Consider the following 14,318-nt stretch of genomic DNA (forward strand, 5'->3'; position numbering starts at 1 on the left):
CGCTCAAGCTCGACGATCCGAGCTTCAACGCCCCGATCTTCGCCAACCTGTTCGACGACGAGGACGGCGAGGGCTTCAGCCTGATCTGGTCGCGCAGCCGCAAGAAGAACGGCGAGTAAGCCGAGGCTCCCAAGGCCCCGCCCGGCGGACCGGGCGGGGCTTTTCTTTGCTCGGGCGGCCGTATTCTCAATGCCGGCGATGAGCTTGGCCCTTGCCAGCTATCGATTGTACATTCGCTCGGGTTTCGAGGACTGAAGGGATTGGCCGCATCCGACTTCGCCGGACCGGGCTCTATGCGGCCGGTCAGGAGGAGTGGCGGCCGCACGAAGCCGCCCTTCGGTCGAAGCGAGGGAAGGGCGTCTTCGCCTGATGGTTACGATCCCTTGCGGTCACGACCGCGATTCTGAACCGGCTCCCCCAGCAGGTCGGCCGGATGCACATCCAAGGACTCCGCCAGTTGCCAGATCGTCAGGAGAGTGACGTTCTGCAGCCCTCGCTCGATCGCACTGACGTAGGCCCGGTCCACACCCATGCGAACGGCAACCGCCTCCTGGCTGAGGCCCGCTGTCAGTCGATAGACACGGACGTTGGCACCGAACACCTTGCGAATGTCCATCCGCAGGATAGGAGGCAATCGCGTATTTTGGCGCTACGTACTATAATACTCGGCGCAATCTGCTGGCGCGGCTGCATCTCTATGCTTTTATGCAGATCAGGCTTCGGTTGCCTTCACAAGTCCGCCTGGTGAGCATGGAAACTGACGGATGTGATGCTTGCCTTGCATCACCACAGGCCAGTGAACTGTGGCTATGCGGTGGCTGGAGTTCCGACGAATGTTCTTCCCTCGCTGCGATCCTTGAGATGACGACACCTGCATTTGACGACTGCCCTCCTGAAAGCCATGTCGTCACCAGCTATGACGAGCGGCACTTCGTGACCTACCTGCGCTTGCTGGACGCAGCAGCCGAGGCCGCCGACTGGCAAGACGTCGTGCGCATTGTCTTCGGGCTCGATCCGGAGATGGATCCCGACCGCGCACGTTTGGTCCACGACACTCATTTGGCTCGAGCTCGGTGGATGACCGAGAAGGGTTACCGTGATCTCTTGCGCGCATCGCGCAACTGACGGGCCAGCACCTACGAAAGGACTTTTAGATATCCCCTTGGGGGCGTCGTCGCATGACATCGCGCGTTCGGCGTTCGGGCTCTTCAACAACCGCTGGTCGCATGAAAGGCTGAGGCCCGTTAGCCCTGAGTTCGTGTAACGGAGTCCTTGATGACGAAGAGACCCGATTGGAGGTTGCCCGAGTACGTTGATGCGCTGAAGGATCTCGATCGTGCCGGATTTGCGTGGGAGTTCCTGCGACGCAACCCGGCATACCGTGATGACTACGACCGGCTTGACGAAGATCCGGAGGAACCGGCATTGAGCCCGAAGATGGTAGGAGGGAACTGGGGGCTTTCCTTTCGCCTGCGATCCCTCGCTCGATGCGACTGCCGCGCAGGTTTCATGGCGCCCTGAGCTGCTTCCCCATGCCGTGATGCTTGTTCCCGCCCCCGAGGGCTTCGCAGGCGCCTATCGCTTTGAAGCGCTTGATCGTCTGCGTCCGTCTATGGATCCACAGCACGGCGGCGAGTGGCAATGCATCGTGAATGATACCGATGGCCCGATGTCCCTGTGGCTCAAGGGTGAGCGTACGGCGCGGCCGATGGCGGCGCTCGTACCCCTCGATGAGACCGTTCTCCTTCGCCTTGCCGGTCTGGTGCGCCTCAAGCGCCGCCTCGATCGCCACCCGGCAGGCCCGCTTCCGTCTGCCTGGCAGATCACGGCGCGTCTCCGCAAACGGCTTCTCAACATGATCCGGGCGTTGGACGGTCGCCTTGAGGGGGCAAGTTATCGCGAAGTGGCGATGGCGCTCTACGGTCCGGATGCGGTTGCGCGATTTCCCTGGAAGACCTCATCCGTCCGGGGCCAGACGATCCGATTGGTCGCCGATGCCGTGGCCATCATGGATGGGGGCTATCGAAAGCTGCTGCGCGCCATCCGCTAGCCTCCCCTGACGATTGCCGCGGAAGGGGGTATCACCAATCTGAGGGTCCAGTTCGTCATCCGCCCGGGCCGCAAATCTCCGCCACCGTGACCGTCGTTACGCCGTCGCCTCTCGACGGCTCTCGTCACAACCACGGAGCCATCCGCATGCCCGATCCTGCCGCCGGCCTGCCGCCGCGCTTTTTGCGAACACCGGAAGCCGCGCGTTTTCTCAGCCTCTCCGGACGTACCCTCGAGAAACACCGAACCTACGGTACGGGCCCAACCTATCGGAAGATCGGCGGCCGAGTCGTGTACGCGGTCGACGATCTCAAGGCCTGGGCCGACCGCGGGACCAAGACGTCGACGACCGATCCCGGGACCGGGACTGTGCTGCCTGCAAAGCCGCACATGAACCCGCTCGCCAACGCGCCTCGTGTACGGCGCTGAGCGGAGGCCAACTTGACCTTCAACCACAAGCGCATCAGCGAGCGGGACCAGCTCGACCTGTTCAGGGCGTTGCCCGGCGATCTCGCACCGCGTGACGCCCAGGACCTCATGGCTTACCCGTTCTTCTCTCTGGCCAAATCTAGGCGTGTCCGGCCCATCGACTACCGCAGCCGCACGGTCGCCATACGGGTCGAGGCTGTGCCGGACCACGGTATGGCGACCATCTGGGACGCCGATGTGCTGATCTGGGCTGCGTCGCAGATCGTCGAGGCGCGGGACGCCGGCTTGAAGACCTCGCGTCTGATGGCCGCCACGCCTTACGAGATCCTGACGTTCGTCGGCCGCGGCACCGGTGCACGGGACTACGATCGTCTGAAGGCGGCTTTCGATCGTCTCCAGTCCACCACCGTGCTGACCTCCATCCGTCAACCAGCAGAACGGCGGCGCCATCGCTTCTCCTGGATCAACGAATGGAAGGAGACTGCGGACGCACACGGTCGCCCGCTCGGCCTCGAGCTCATTCTCCCGGACTGGTTCTATGCCGGCGTTCTGGACGATGCGCTCGTGCTCACGATCGACCGTGCATACTTCGATTTGACGGGTGGTCTGGAGCGCTGGCTTTACCGAATCGTCCGCAAGCACGGGGGCCGCCAGGCCGACGGCTGGAGCTTCGATTTTTCGCATCTCCACGCCAAGTCCGGCAGCCTCTCGCCGCTCAAGCACTTCGCCTACGATGTGCGCGAGATCGTCCGCCGACAGGCACTTCCAGGCTACCGGCTTTGCATCCAACGCGGCTTCCGCGGTGCCGAGCGGCTTGAGTTCGTGGCGAGCCCGCGCGAGCCGTTCATCCCTCGGCCGGTCGGTCCGTCTGGGGACAAGCTGTGACTCGCCTCGTGCTAACGGGGACGCCGACCCTCGTGCCATCGGGGACCGGAACCTCGTGCTATCGGGGACCCGAATCGCCAGATTTCCCTTCGTCCTCAACGGCTTCGCGCTTCCTTAACTTCCCTAACCCAGATTCCTTCGGAATCTGTCTAACGCACCAGACTTGTCCACCGCTGTCGGGGGGCGAGGTTTCGCGAACCGGGGCCAAGTATCGTGAACCGGTTCCAGGATTCCCGAACCGGATTCACGGACCGGGAGCAGGATGATGAGTAGATCCAGCTCTTGGGCGAGGTCCGTGCTTGGGCCCCCACAGTCGGCGCCGACGACCCGGCGGGGCCCGGCCGTGCTTGGCAAGGAGCTTCGACGCGGCGTCGAGATTGAGCTCGATGCCAAACGCCTCCTTGGCCCGCGCGGCAATCGCTGGGCGGTCCTGGTGGACACGATCGCAAGCGATCCACTGAGCCAACGCTTCGGCTTGAGTGCCGGTCAGAGCGGGCTTGCCAGTAGGGCGCTCCAACGCAGCCTCCAGGCCGCCGGCGACGCCTCGATGGAGCCAGCGATAGACGCTGTGCGGCGTTACGCCGACGAGCGTCGCCACAGCCTCGACCGAAGCCCCGTCCTTGAGTTCAGCCAGAGCTCTGAGCCGCTGGCGCCGATGCTTGTAGCGCTCGTGCATGGCGCGTTCGCGCAAGTCGTCAGCGCTTTCAGGAAGGATGCGCAGCCACGGCTTCCACGCGCGACGGCCCTTCGGCGGCTTGACGGTTGCTGCGGCGAGGATGGTCCGCAGCCGCTCCTTTGTGATGTCGTTAAGGTCTGTGAACGGATTGAGCAAACCCTCAAGGCGTGGCGTGCAGAGAGTAGACATGGCTCTCGGCAGGCGCACCTCGAGGTCTCTCAGCAGCCAGGCCAGCAGCAGCAATCCGCCGTAGTTCCTCGTCCACGGGACGCGTTCCCATTCGCCCTGCGTCATCCCGAGGTCTCGGCCAATGCTGGCAAACAAGCGATCGCGCCGTCTCGGCGCGAGGTAGTCGCGCTGTTTCTTCGTGCGCCTTGCCCAGACCATGGCGAGGAGCACGTCGGCGAGCGCCATTGTCGTGGGCCAATCGAGCGCGCCCGCGCCCGGGACGATTGCCGTCCCGCTTCGCTTGCCGGCGATCAAGGCTGCTTGCAGATCAAGCACTGCCGGATGTGCGACGAAGCCACCGGTGCCGTTGAGGCGCGCAGCGCAGCGACCGCAGGCAAGCAGATCGACAGGCCCGGCGTCTTTCAATCCGCGCAACCGCAACACATGCCTGCAGGATGGGCATGTCCCGCTGAGCACCACGCCGTGACGCGGGCATGCACCTGTCCAACCCAAGATCCAAATCAACTCGAGATGCGGGCGCGGCGCTTCGGCGACACAGAGCGGGCAGATATCGAGACGGCGAGGACGAGCAAGACTGGCCTTCGGCCTGCGCCAACGGCTCGCGGAGAACCGATCCGCCTCTTCATCATCCATCGTCGCGGCCCAGTCGCTCAGCGTCATGTCGATAAGGCGGAGCCGGCTGACACCGGTCCAACTTTCCATTCGCTCCAAGACCTCTGCTTCAGGGCGGCTCCACCATTCGGGATTGCGCCTGGCATCAACGCCGAATGCATCGCGGCAGAGCAAGCGTGGCCCCATGTCCAGGTCCGCGCTCAGCTTTGCAATCCAGGAGACGAGCGCCTCACCTTCGATTGGCGCCACGTGTCTCGGCAGGTGTGCGCGACCGCCCGATGGCGCCGGCGCTGGAGCCACCTCGAACACGTCAGACCGCAACACGGCGCCGCTCGGAGGGCCGGATGAAGCCTGAACCCTCGATCATGCGCGGGGAGATCATCTCCGCACCAGTGTCCACCGCCCGAACCGCCGCACGGACGACGACCGCGATGATCTCGCCCAGGACGCCTTCGGATGCCGAGAGGATCCGTGCCACCATTGCGGAATCGCCAAGATGCGACGGCTTGCGCAGCGGCAGCACGGCCTCCAGCGTGCTCAGCAGCCGGCGATACTCGTCATCATCGGTCCACAGCGGCAGAGCCAGCGGCTCGAACCGGTTGACGAGTTGGTCGTCGCTGCGGATTGCGCGCAGCGCCTCGGCGGTGCCGACACCCACCAGCGGAATCTGCAGTTCGTTGCCGAGCCAGCGGAGGAGATTGAGCAGCCGCCGTTGCTGCATCGACGTGCCCGATAGCAGATTGTGCAGTTCGTCGATCACCAGCAGCCGCGCTCCCATGGCGCGCATGACGCGGACCGCTGTGTCCTGCTTGGTCGCAATGCGGTCGCGCGGGCTGAACGGCATTCCCAGTGCGTCGAGGATTGCCCCGAAGAACCGGCCTTCGTCAGGACCAGGCGGCATTTGCATCCTCACCACGGGGAGGAGTGCTACCCCGTCATCGGTCTCGGCCGCGGCGATCCCAGGATGTGCCCGCCGGAACTTCTCGACGATCATCGTCTTGCCGTTATTCGTCGAACCGACCAGCAGCAGGTTCGGCATCCGCATCCGCTTCGGGAAGCTCAGCAGATCCTCCAGCGCCGCCAGGACGGCCTCCGCCCGTGCGTAGGCGATCCATCGATCCGTGCGGATGCGCCGTATCCGCGACTGAGCGTCTTCGTCGGCGACGCGCCGCGCCGATGGATGCAGGTGGGGATAGTCTCCGCTCATTCCCATTCCTCGACAGGGAACATCCGCTCGTGGGGCGGCAGCTCCTCCCTGATCTGCCGCAACGTATCGGCCTCATCTGGCTCAATCGGCAGCAGATCGGAGCGCCCTCCGGGCACGACGCGCAGACGGCGTTCGCGCTGCCGCCGCGCCATCTTGCTGGCACGAACAGCATCATTCGCGATCGCCCGCATCGCCTCGATCGTTCGGAAGATTGCGGCCTCGTCGACCAGCGCTCGGCCGTCCTCGCGCAGCCGCTTCAGCGCCAAGCGGTGCTCCCACAAGCTGATCGGCGGACGCCGCAGATCGCGGTAGCTCAAGTCGTAGTAGGTGCCGTCGAGGCCGAGCAGGTAGACGCGGCTAAGATCGCGCGGATCGTAGCGGATGATCATCGGCTCGGCATGACCGATCCAGGTGCTGAGCACGTCTGCCCAATAGCCGATCGCATGCAGTGCCACCCCATCGCGCCGGACTTTGCGGCGGGCGATCGGCAGGAAGTCGATCAGGAAGCGGCGCGGATCGGCCACCGCCGTCGGCTCGCCTCGCCCCGGCGTCACGCCATCACCGGCGGTGCCCCGCTGCCAGGCCGCCAGGGGCGTGATCCCCAGGCCGCGGTGGAGGTCGCGGTGATAGATGCCCGCGATCGCATGGCCGAGCCAGCGTTCAACCTCGTCGAGCGTCATCGCTGCCGTCTTGTCGGGGTTCAGGTCGCTCTTCGCGCGTACGTCGGAGAAGGTGGTCCCCGGCAACAGATGGACCTTGCCCATCATCGTGCCGATCAGCCGCTCGATATGGCCGCCATAATGCGGTGTCCGCACCGGCCTGTAGTCGATGGCTACCCCATATTGCTCGCAGCCCCGCTTCAGCGCCTCGGATCGGAACTCCTTGGCGTTGTCCAGGTGCAGCCGCTCCGGGATGCCGCGCACCGGCCAGACCGCGTCGATGCCGCGCTCGGCCAGCCAGCTCTCTTTGGCGAGCGCCACGTGGCTCAAGCAGAGCGCGACCGACGTCGCGGACGGCGGCTCCAGCGACAGATGGAAGCCGGCGACACAGCGCGTACAGACGTCGATCGCCAGTGTCAGCCATGGCCGTTGGATCGGCGCTCGCGTCTCGCTATCCACCACGATCACGTCGACCAGCGTATGGTCGATCTGGATCAGCGACAGCGGCCAGTGTGCTTCCAGCGACCCGACCGCCGGCAGATAGCGGTCGCGGGCGGCCTTGGGGCCCTCTCGTTTGGCGACGATCTCGCGGGCGGAACGTGCCCGCAGTCGTGCCACGATCGCCTTACGGCCTGGAATGGGCAAACCCTCGCCAATGCAGCGGCGCCGCACCTCCTCGACCAAGTGAACGATCCGTGGTCGCTGGCGTGTCAGATAGACGGCGTCGATCACCTCGCGGATCAACGCATCCACCTCCTGGTCAAGCAGGGAGGTGCCGCGCTCGGGACCGCGGCGGTGCGGCAGCAGGCTCGTGAGCCGCGCATCGGCGAGGTAACGCCGCAGCAGCGCATAAGCGTGGGTCGGCCCGCAGCCGAGATCAGCCGCTGCCGCCAGCACGTCGCTTCGCTTACGCGCCGGATTCTCCGCCAACTGGCGAATCACCGGCAGACAGCGACGCGCTTCGTCCCAGGCTGCAGCGTCAACCGTCGACAGCTCGGGTGCGCTCATGGCGTCGTCACCCGTGTCTCGGTCGTGACCGGCATCGTGAGATCGACGACAAGCGTGCCACGCGCAATCAGCCGCCAGACCACGGCGAGACCCGCTTCACGCGAGACCGGCAACGCAGCGACCACATCGCCGAAGCTGGCCGCATGGGCGCGGGCATGGGCAACCGCCCGTTCGGCCAATGCCGCGTCAACCGGTGCGCGCCGGAGCGGCAGCAACCGCTTCGCTGCCTCGAGCCGCGGACCACGGATGCCGCGTTCGGTGGCGATCCTGAATCGCGCACCGTTGCTGCGCGCCCAGTACCGTGCAGCCGCAAAGGCCGGTCGGAAGCGGCTCCATCCAGCCCGCAGGTCAGCACGGTACTTGATCTCGACGATCTCGCAGCGGCCGTCGTTCCAGTCGACGCGAAAGTCCGGCGTATATCGCCGCTGTCGGCCTTCGTCCTCGAAGCGGATGGTCACCGGCTGCGCCGTCACGACCGCCCCTGCATCCAGGAAGCTCGCGAGCGTCACGAAGTCCCGCTCGAGGGCGCTCTCATGCTCCGCCACCCCCGTCGCGAGGGCCTGGAACCCGGTCACATGCGACCGCCGGCTGAGCGGAATGCGCCGCAGATCGCCCTCCATTTGGAAAACGACTCAGTACGCAATCATCGCACATTTTGGGGTCAGTTCACAAACATGGAACTATATCTATGCACGCAAATCCTTGTGCGGACTCGCGTTCGCTCGCCTGCCGATCCACGAAACCTCGAACACCGACAACCGCTGGGGATAGCAGCCTCGCCGGGAAAGGACCGGCCAGAAGGCGCGGGTCCGATTAGGCCACGAGGCCGCGCATGACCGATCTCACGCATGTCGAACTGCTGTGGCTCGAGAAGCAGATCGAACGATGGATCCGCTTCGGCCGGCCGGCGGACGAACAGATCCTCGACCGGCGACGGCGGATCCTCTCGTTTACACCCGGCAGTGTCTTCGGCTTCGTCCGGTGGGCTGCCAACGATTACGGCACGATCGCTTCACGTATCGACATCCTTCGTGCGGTGCGCACGAGCGAAGCCTGCTCAACCATCCCTTATGTGCGGCCCGGTGCGGACATCCTCTTGCGGACTTCCGGCTGGCCGAAGGTCAGGCATGTGTTGCAGATGATCGACATCGTCGAAGGGCTGGGCGTCGATCCCGCCGATGCGGCACCGGACTATTGGCGTCATATCCACAGTCGCTTGGCGGTCGGGGAAGCGTTGAGGCCCTACACGATGGCACGCCACAAGGCCTGGCTGCTGCGGCAGAAATTCGAGCCGTGATGCGCCACGTGTGTGTTTTGCTGATTGCGTATGGTGTCGTCAGCCTGGTGGCGCCGGCCTTCTTGAAGCCGCATCACATGATTGTGTGGAATGCGTCAGCCAGTGTTCCCGTCGGGCTTTACCTACTCGAAATGACTGACGAGAGATATTTCACTGAGCTGGTAGCTGTAGTGCCGCCAGAACCGCTTGCGACCTTCCTTGCGGCTGGCAACTACCTGCCGCGCGGCGTTCCAATGCTGAAACATGTGCTGGCGCTTCCTGGCCAGACCGTTTGTCGAGATGGGCTCGTCGTCACCGTCGATAAGGTTGCTGTCGGAATGGCGCTCGAGCGTGATCGCCAAGGACGAGCTTTGCCGGTCTGGCAGGGCTGCCGCGTTGTCCCTGAGGACGCACTCTTCCTGATGAATTCGCGATCGGCGGACTCGCTGGACGGGCGGTATTTCGGGCCACTGCCGCGATCCGCCGTCACCGGTCGCGCTCACCCAGTTTGGACAAAGGAAGATTGATCATGAAGTTGCGCCAGGATGAAGTGCCCGCCCGATCGTACGTGGGACGTCGTGACCCTTTCTCCGTCCCGGCCAAGACCTTTCGCAAGACCATCCGGTTGATCATATCGATCGCCGCGATTCCTATTGTCGTACTCGCGGTATCATCCGGAGGTACCGCGCTCGCCCAATCTGCCACTACGGTGTTGCGAAAGACTTCACCGGACACTGGTCCCTATGCAAGCTTCGTGCGCGAAGCGGCCCAGCGATTTGGCCTACCGGCATCCTGGATCGGAGCGGTGATGGCGATCGAAAGCGGTGGTGACGTGCTGGCTCTGTCGCCCCAAGGCGCGATGGGGTTGATGCAGGTCATGCCCGAAACCTGGGCTGGTTTGCGTGTCCGGCATGGTCTCGGTGACAATCCCTATGATCCACGCGACAACATCCTTGCCGGCGCAGCGTACTTGCGCGAGATGCATGCCCGCTATGGCTCGCCAGGTTTCCTGGCCGCCTACAATGCAGGTCCTGCGCGCTATGACGAGTACCTTGCGACGGGCCGCGAGCTGCCGGCCGAGACCCAGCTCTACGTCGCGACGCTCGCACCGCTGATCGGAGAAGGGCATCCCGGTGGCATGGTTGCCGTCAGGCGCCGCACCCTATCGTGGCAGGTGTCGCCGCTGTTTGCGGTGCGTGGTCCGCGCAGTCCTTCAGCCAGGCCGTTACGATCAGAAGTGCCACCAGACCGAACATCGGATAGCCGTTCCGTTACCGGCGTATCTGCGCTGGCACCACAAACTGGCGGACTGTTTGTCCGTCGTGAGGACGCAAAGCGGCTGCCGTAATGCGAAGCGCCCTACAATCGTATGCGTTCAGTCGTTCGTGCAAGCGTGCCTGTGCGGATTGTCGCTCGGAGGCCCCAGGATCATGGACGGCAAGATAAAGCGGGTTGGCCCGCTGCCGGCGCCATGCGCCTGAAAGCCTGTCTGCACGTTGTTTCTTGAAGGGCTCGCGTCAGCTTGTTGCGATGCGCGAGCGGCGCTTGGATCGATTTATTGTTTGAGTTCAACGCTTCGAGCGCCGTCGCTCGAAGGCCTAGCCTCCCGCCGCTACGCTGGAACGACCTTTTCTACGCCCCGCGACGATCCGTGAAGTCTGCCCCTTGTGGGCCCTCGCGCGGCTTCCAATCGTCATGGCATGGCACGCGATGACGACGATTTCCGGCTCCGGCCCGGCAAGATCCGGGATAGGGGCAGTGCGCGGATTGGCGGACGCCGTGCCGGCGGCGTGCAGGCCCGCCCGACCAGCTTCGCAGGCCAGGTTCAACAGGCCGTCCGGCGGGCCGGCGGTGATCCTTCCCGGCTGAATGGGACCGGGAGGGGAAGCGGCCGGTTCAATGCGCGGGGACGGGGAGCGGCGGTGGCGGCGGCGCTGAAGAGCCGGAGCGCCTGGAGCCGGCACGGTGGTGTCCGCACACGGTCGCGGCGCGTCGCGGTCAAGGCACGAGTCGTGAAGCTTAATCCGCAGCGCGGCGCCGCCCGGGGACGGCAGTTCGTCAGCGCCAAGGCGGTCGACGCTCACCTACGCTATCTCCAGCGCGATGGTGTGACGAAGGACGGGGAGAGGGGCCAAGTCTATTCGGCGAGCCGGGATGTCGAGGACGCTCGTTCGTTCGTCGAACGCGGCCGCGAAGATCGTCATCAGTTCCGGTTCATCGTGTCGGCCGAGGATGGTGTCGAGCTCTCCGATCCTCGCGGCACCACCCGCCATCTGATGAAGCAGATGGAGGCCGACCTCGGCACCAGGCTCGACTGGATCGCGGTCGATCACCACAACACCGGCCATCCCCATACCCACATCATCGTCCGGGGCATGACCGACGACGGCAAGACCCTCAACATCGCCGGCGACTACATCGCCCATGGAATCCGGGAGCGGGCGGGCGAGGTGGTGACCCTGGAACTCGGCCGGCAGACCGAGCAGGAGGTTTCCCGTGGCCTGGAGCGGGAGATCGATGCCGACCGCTTCACCCGGCTCGACCGCATGCTGATCGCGGAGCAGCGGAGCCGCAGCGAGTTCGCCGACCTACGGCCGGACCGGGATATGCTTGACAGCCTGCGCCAGAACCGGGCCCTGCTGATCCAGCGGGTGCGCAAGCTGGAGCGCCTGGGCTTGGCCACCGAGATAGAACCCGGACGCTGGACCGTGTCGCCCAGGGCCGAACCCGTCTTGCGGGAATTGGGCGAGCGCGGCGATATCATCAAGACCATGCACCGGGCATTGGACCGGGAAGGGTTGGCCGACGCGCGGCCTATCGCGGGCTATGTCCTGCACCACGGGAAGATGACGGAGCCGATCGTCGGGCGTGTGCTCGACAAGGGGCTGGGCGGCGACGAGCTGGCGGAGCGGGTGCGGCTGGTGATCGACGGGGTGGACGGGCGTGTCCATCACCTTGAGATCGACCCGGCTCGAGCCGAGGATATCCAACGAGGCATGATCGTGGCGGCGGATTCCGGCCAAGTCGGGCCGCGCAGCTCGGACCGCAACATCCTGGCGATTGCCGGTAAGGAGGGCATCTATCGGCCGGCCAGGCATCTGGAGCAGGCCGTTGGCACCGTCGAGCGCCTGGGTGGCGATCCCGCGGCTTACGTCCGATCCCATGTCCGGCGCCTAGAGGCGCTGCGCCGGGCGGGCCATGTCGAGCGCATTGACGCCGACCAGTGGCGCGTTCCGGCCGACTTGCCCGAGCGCGGGCAGGCCTACGATCTCGCGCGGGACCGGACGGCCGGCCGCATCAGCGTTCTCTCGCCCACGGGCCTCGGGCAGCAAATCGCCTATGACGGCGCGACCTGGCTCGATCGCGAGCTGGCGTCACGTCAGCGCACCGTCCTGGCGGATGACGGTTTCGGCCGGGAGGTGACGGCGGCGTTGGCCAGGCGTCGGCGATGGCTGGCTGACGAGGGCTATGCCACCGACCTTGGCGACGGCCGGGTCCGTGCGCCAAGAGATTTGATGCAGCGGCTTGAGGCCCGCGACATCGAGCGCGCCGGCAGGGCGCTCGCCGCCCAGCGGGGCCGGGAATGGCGGCCCGCCATCCCTGGTAACCACGTCGCCGGTCAGCTGGTCGGTTCCACGCAGCTTTCAAGCGGCCGGTTCGCCATGATCGACGACGGGCTCGGCTTCAGCCTGGTACCTTGGCGGCCGGCACTCGAGCAGCGTATCGGTCGCCAAGTCTCCGGTATCGCCATGTCCGGCGGCGACGTGGATTGGTCGTTCGGGCGAAGACGGGGAATGGAACGGTGAGCGAATGCGCCTTAACGGCAACTTGCTCATGTGGTCTATCGTTTGGAACGTCGCTGATTCAGACAGTAAAACAGATCGAACGAACACGGGTTCAGTGAGGACGTGGCCGCAGCAAACGCGTCACAGCTTCCCGCTCGCCGAGCCGTCCGGGCTCTCCCTTGCGCCGCCGTCGTGATTGACTGCATGACGGCCCTCTCCGGACCCACAGGACAGTCCATTAGAGCGTTTCTCCGCCTTGTGCGGTTCTTCTTGCCAAATCGTGACCGATCGGTTACGACAAAAACCGTACGGTTCTGTCAGTAAGTCCAGGCAACGGACTCATCGATGAACAAGAAGAATCGACGACCGTAGGGAGGAAGACATGAAGACACTTGGCAGCACCATTGCGCTCATTGGGCTCATAGGAAGCTTGGCGTTCCCAGCTCATGCCGACGACATCAAGATCGGCGTGATCCAGGGACTGAGCGGCGCCCCCGTCGTCGTCGATTTCGGCGAGTCCTACCTTCAGGGCATCGAGGAGGCCGTGAAGGAGTACAAGGCGGCCGGCGGCAAGCACAACATCCAGCTCATCGTCTACAACGACGAATCGAACCCGCAGCGCGCCGTTCAGCTCGCGCAGCGGCTGATCGTGAACGACAAGGTGCCGATCGCGATCGGCACGGTCCAGAGCGGCAACGCGGCAGCGTTTGCGCCGCTGTTCCAGGAGGCGAAGGTTCCCCTGATGGTCGGTCCGGCCATCGCGACGGACATCACCGCGAAGTTCGCCAACGAGAAGCCGAGCTACATCTTCCGCTGTTCGATGGTCGAGAAGTACCAGGTCGAGGCGCTGCTCGATTGGGCGGTGAAGAACTTCAAGAAGATCGGCCTCGTGCACTCAACCGCCGGCTACGGAATCTTTGCCGCCGGCGAGATCAAGAAGGGCCTGGCCGAGCGCGGGCGGGAGCTGGTGGCGATCGAGGGCGTGGCGCCCGGTGTGTCGGAGATCAGCCCGCAGATGCTGAAGCTCAAGAACGCCGGCGTCGACCTCGTCCTCAACTTCACCGAGCAGTTCGAGCTGCCCTACAAGGCCATGTCGAAGATCGGTTACAAGCCGGTGGTCGCCGGAAACTGGGGCCTTTCCTCCGACATGATGAGGAACATCATCGGCAAGGAGGGAATGGAGGGCACGGTGATGGGGCAGGCCATCGACCTCTCCAACCCGAGGGCGATCGACTTCGACAAGAAGATGAAGGTGGCGTACGGTGCCAAGTATCGCTGGCCCGCCGTGGCGGCGCTCGGATACGACGGCGCCCGGCTGGTTTTGATCGCGATCGACAAGGCAGGCAGCAATCCCGCCGGAATCCGCGATGCGCTCGAGGCGACGGACAACTTCCAGGCCATCTCGGGAACGCCGCCGAAGCCCTACTCGGCGACCGACCACGAATGCCTCGACCGGCGCGACGTCTTCCTCGGCGTGTGGCGCGACGGACGCGTGATCAAGCTGGCGCAATGACCCGGTGCCGCCAGCCGACTGGCCCATCCG

At 64.9% G+C, this 14,318-nt stretch carries 16 protein-coding genes and 1 pseudogene; 11 read left to right on the plus strand and 6 right to left on the minus strand.

What is annotated here, in order from left to right; all coding sequences use genetic code 11:
• Positions 1 to 119, plus strand: a 119-nt coding sequence (locus EPO50_RS30730) for a DUF736 family protein (protein WP_296351044.1), incomplete at its 5' end; no start/stop codon positions are given.
• 254 nt (positions 120 to 373) lie between these two features.
• On the opposite strand, the gene EPO50_RS30735 is transcribed toward EPO50_RS30730, so the two are convergent.
• On the minus strand, positions 374 to 616 hold the full coding sequence (locus EPO50_RS30735; protein ID WP_296350806.1) for a helix-turn-helix transcriptional regulator: 243 nt from the start codon (positions 614 to 616) through the stop codon (positions 374 to 376).
• A 245-nt stretch (positions 617 to 861) separates the two neighbouring features.
• On the opposite strand from EPO50_RS30735, the gene EPO50_RS30740 reads away from it, so the two are divergent.
• From EPO50_RS30740 to EPO50_RS30760, 5 genes are all read left to right on the plus strand, one after another.
• Entirely contained in the window at positions 862 to 1,125 is a 264-nt protein-coding gene (locus EPO50_RS30740) for a DUF2285 domain-containing protein (RefSeq protein ID WP_296350808.1), read from the plus strand.
• 150 nt (positions 1,126 to 1,275) lie between these two features.
• Positions 1,276 to 1,521: a DUF6499 domain-containing protein gene (locus EPO50_RS30745; RefSeq protein WP_296350810.1), complete on the plus strand. Its 246-nt coding sequence runs from the start codon at positions 1,276 to 1,278 to the stop codon at positions 1,519 to 1,521.
• Positions 1,522 to 1,540: 19 nt separating this feature from the next.
• A complete protein-coding gene (locus EPO50_RS30750; protein WP_296350812.1) occupies positions 1,541 to 2,050 on the plus strand; it encodes a DUF2285 domain-containing protein in 510 nt (169 codons plus the stop codon).
• 146 nt (positions 2,051 to 2,196) lie between these two features.
• Entirely contained in the window at positions 2,197 to 2,478 is a 282-nt protein-coding gene (locus EPO50_RS30755; RefSeq protein ID WP_296350814.1) for a helix-turn-helix domain-containing protein, read from the plus strand.
• A gap of 12 nt (positions 2,479 to 2,490) precedes the next feature.
• On the plus strand, positions 2,491 to 3,363 hold the full coding sequence (locus EPO50_RS30760) for a replication initiator protein A (protein WP_296350816.1): 873 nt from the start codon (positions 2,491 to 2,493) through the stop codon (positions 3,361 to 3,363).
• Between the two features lie 244 nt (positions 3,364 to 3,607).
• Here the strand turns inward: EPO50_RS30760 and EPO50_RS30765 are convergent, their stop codons facing one another.
• The 5 genes and pseudogenes from EPO50_RS30765 to EPO50_RS30785 form a co-directional block, all read right to left on the minus strand.
• A complete protein-coding gene (locus EPO50_RS30765) occupies positions 3,608 to 4,633 on the minus strand; it encodes a helix-turn-helix domain-containing protein (protein WP_296351046.1) in 1,026 nt (341 codons plus the stop codon).
• 57 nt (positions 4,634 to 4,690) lie between these two features.
• Positions 4,691 to 5,164: pseudogene (locus EPO50_RS30770) on the minus strand (TniQ family protein); the annotation flags it as partial.
• Positions 5,151 to 6,053: a TniB family NTP-binding protein gene (locus EPO50_RS30775; RefSeq protein ID WP_367268084.1), complete on the minus strand. Its 903-nt coding sequence runs from the start codon at positions 6,051 to 6,053 to the stop codon at positions 5,151 to 5,153. The pseudogene EPO50_RS30770 and the gene EPO50_RS30775, both read right to left, overlap by 14 nt.
• Positions 6,044 to 7,714, minus strand: a complete 1,671-nt coding sequence (locus EPO50_RS30780) for a Mu transposase C-terminal domain-containing protein (RefSeq protein WP_296350819.1) — start codon at positions 7,712 to 7,714, stop codon at positions 6,044 to 6,046. The genes EPO50_RS30775 and EPO50_RS30780 overlap by 10 nt, the downstream gene beginning before the upstream one ends.
• On the minus strand, positions 7,711 to 8,334 hold the full coding sequence (locus EPO50_RS30785) for a TnsA endonuclease N-terminal domain-containing protein (protein WP_296350821.1): 624 nt from the start codon (positions 8,332 to 8,334) through the stop codon (positions 7,711 to 7,713). Before EPO50_RS30785 ends, EPO50_RS30780 begins: the two co-directional genes overlap by 4 nt.
• 212 nt (positions 8,335 to 8,546) lie before the next feature.
• Between EPO50_RS30785 and EPO50_RS30790 the strand changes: the two genes are divergently transcribed.
• The 5 genes from EPO50_RS30790 to EPO50_RS30810 all read left to right on the plus strand — a co-directional run bounded on the left by EPO50_RS30790 (position 8,547) and on the right by EPO50_RS30810 (position 14,288).
• Positions 8,547 to 9,011: a DUF2840 domain-containing protein gene (locus tag EPO50_RS30790; protein ID WP_296350822.1), complete on the plus strand. Its 465-nt coding sequence runs from the start codon at positions 8,547 to 8,549 to the stop codon at positions 9,009 to 9,011.
• Positions 9,011 to 9,517 carry a S26 family signal peptidase gene (locus EPO50_RS30795; protein ID WP_296351048.1) on the plus strand — a complete coding sequence of 169 codons (507 nt, stop codon included), beginning with the start codon at positions 9,011 to 9,013 and terminating at the stop codon, positions 9,515 to 9,517. The genes EPO50_RS30790 and EPO50_RS30795 overlap by 1 nt, the downstream gene beginning before the upstream one ends.
• Positions 9,518 to 9,519: 2 nt before the next feature.
• Positions 9,520 to 10,338, plus strand: coding sequence for a lytic transglycosylase domain-containing protein (locus EPO50_RS30800; RefSeq protein ID WP_296350824.1), 819 nt, complete (start codon positions 9,520 to 9,522; stop codon positions 10,336 to 10,338).
• A 352-nt stretch (positions 10,339 to 10,690) separates the two neighbouring features.
• Positions 10,691 to 12,796 (plus strand): DUF3363 domain-containing protein, encoded by a 2,106-nt coding sequence (locus tag EPO50_RS30805; RefSeq protein ID WP_296350826.1) that lies wholly within the window; start codon positions 10,691 to 10,693, stop codon positions 12,794 to 12,796.
• 361 nt (positions 12,797 to 13,157) lie between these two features.
• A complete protein-coding gene (locus tag EPO50_RS30810) occupies positions 13,158 to 14,288 on the plus strand; it encodes an ABC transporter substrate-binding protein (RefSeq protein ID WP_296350828.1) in 1,131 nt (376 codons plus the stop codon).
• Positions 14,289 to 14,318: the final 30 nt, after the last annotated feature.

Source organism: Reyranella sp. (assembly GCF_004297405.1).
Lineage (GTDB): Bacteria > Pseudomonadota > Alphaproteobacteria > Reyranellales > Reyranellaceae > Reyranella.

Excerpts from the sequence above, each read along its gene's own strand:
- EPO50_RS30735 (WP_296350806.1), bottom strand. The coding sequence starts at position 616 with ATGGACATTCGCAAGGTGTTCGGTGCCAACGTCCGTGTCTATCGACTG.
- EPO50_RS30740 (WP_296350808.1), top strand. The coding sequence starts at position 862 with ATGACGACACCTGCATTTGACGACTGCCCTCCTGAAAGCCATGTCGTC.
- EPO50_RS30745 (WP_296350810.1), top strand. The coding sequence starts at position 1,276 with ATGACGAAGAGACCCGATTGGAGGTTGCCCGAGTACGTTGATGCGCTG.
- EPO50_RS30750 (WP_296350812.1), top strand. The coding sequence starts at position 1,541 with ATGCTTGTTCCCGCCCCCGAGGGCTTCGCAGGCGCCTATCGCTTTGAA.
- EPO50_RS30755 (WP_296350814.1), top strand. The coding sequence starts at position 2,197 with ATGCCCGATCCTGCCGCCGGCCTGCCGCCGCGCTTTTTGCGAACACCG.
- EPO50_RS30775 (WP_367268084.1), bottom strand. The coding sequence starts at position 6,053 with ATGGGAATGAGCGGAGACTATCCCCACCTGCATCCATCGGCGCGGCGC.
- EPO50_RS30780 (WP_296350819.1), bottom strand. The coding sequence starts at position 7,714 with ATGAGCGCACCCGAGCTGTCGACGGTTGACGCTGCAGCCTGGGACGAA.
- EPO50_RS30785 (WP_296350821.1), bottom strand. The coding sequence starts at position 8,334 with ATGGAGGGCGATCTGCGGCGCATTCCGCTCAGCCGGCGGTCGCATGTG.
- EPO50_RS30790 (WP_296350822.1), top strand. The coding sequence starts at position 8,547 with ATGACCGATCTCACGCATGTCGAACTGCTGTGGCTCGAGAAGCAGATC.
- EPO50_RS30795 (WP_296351048.1), top strand. The coding sequence starts at position 9,011 with ATGCGCCACGTGTGTGTTTTGCTGATTGCGTATGGTGTCGTCAGCCTG.
- EPO50_RS30800 (WP_296350824.1), top strand. The coding sequence starts at position 9,520 with ATGAAGTTGCGCCAGGATGAAGTGCCCGCCCGATCGTACGTGGGACGT.
- EPO50_RS30805 (WP_296350826.1), top strand. The coding sequence starts at position 10,691 with ATGGCACGCGATGACGACGATTTCCGGCTCCGGCCCGGCAAGATCCGG.
- EPO50_RS30810 (WP_296350828.1), top strand. The coding sequence starts at position 13,158 with ATGAAGACACTTGGCAGCACCATTGCGCTCATTGGGCTCATAGGAAGC.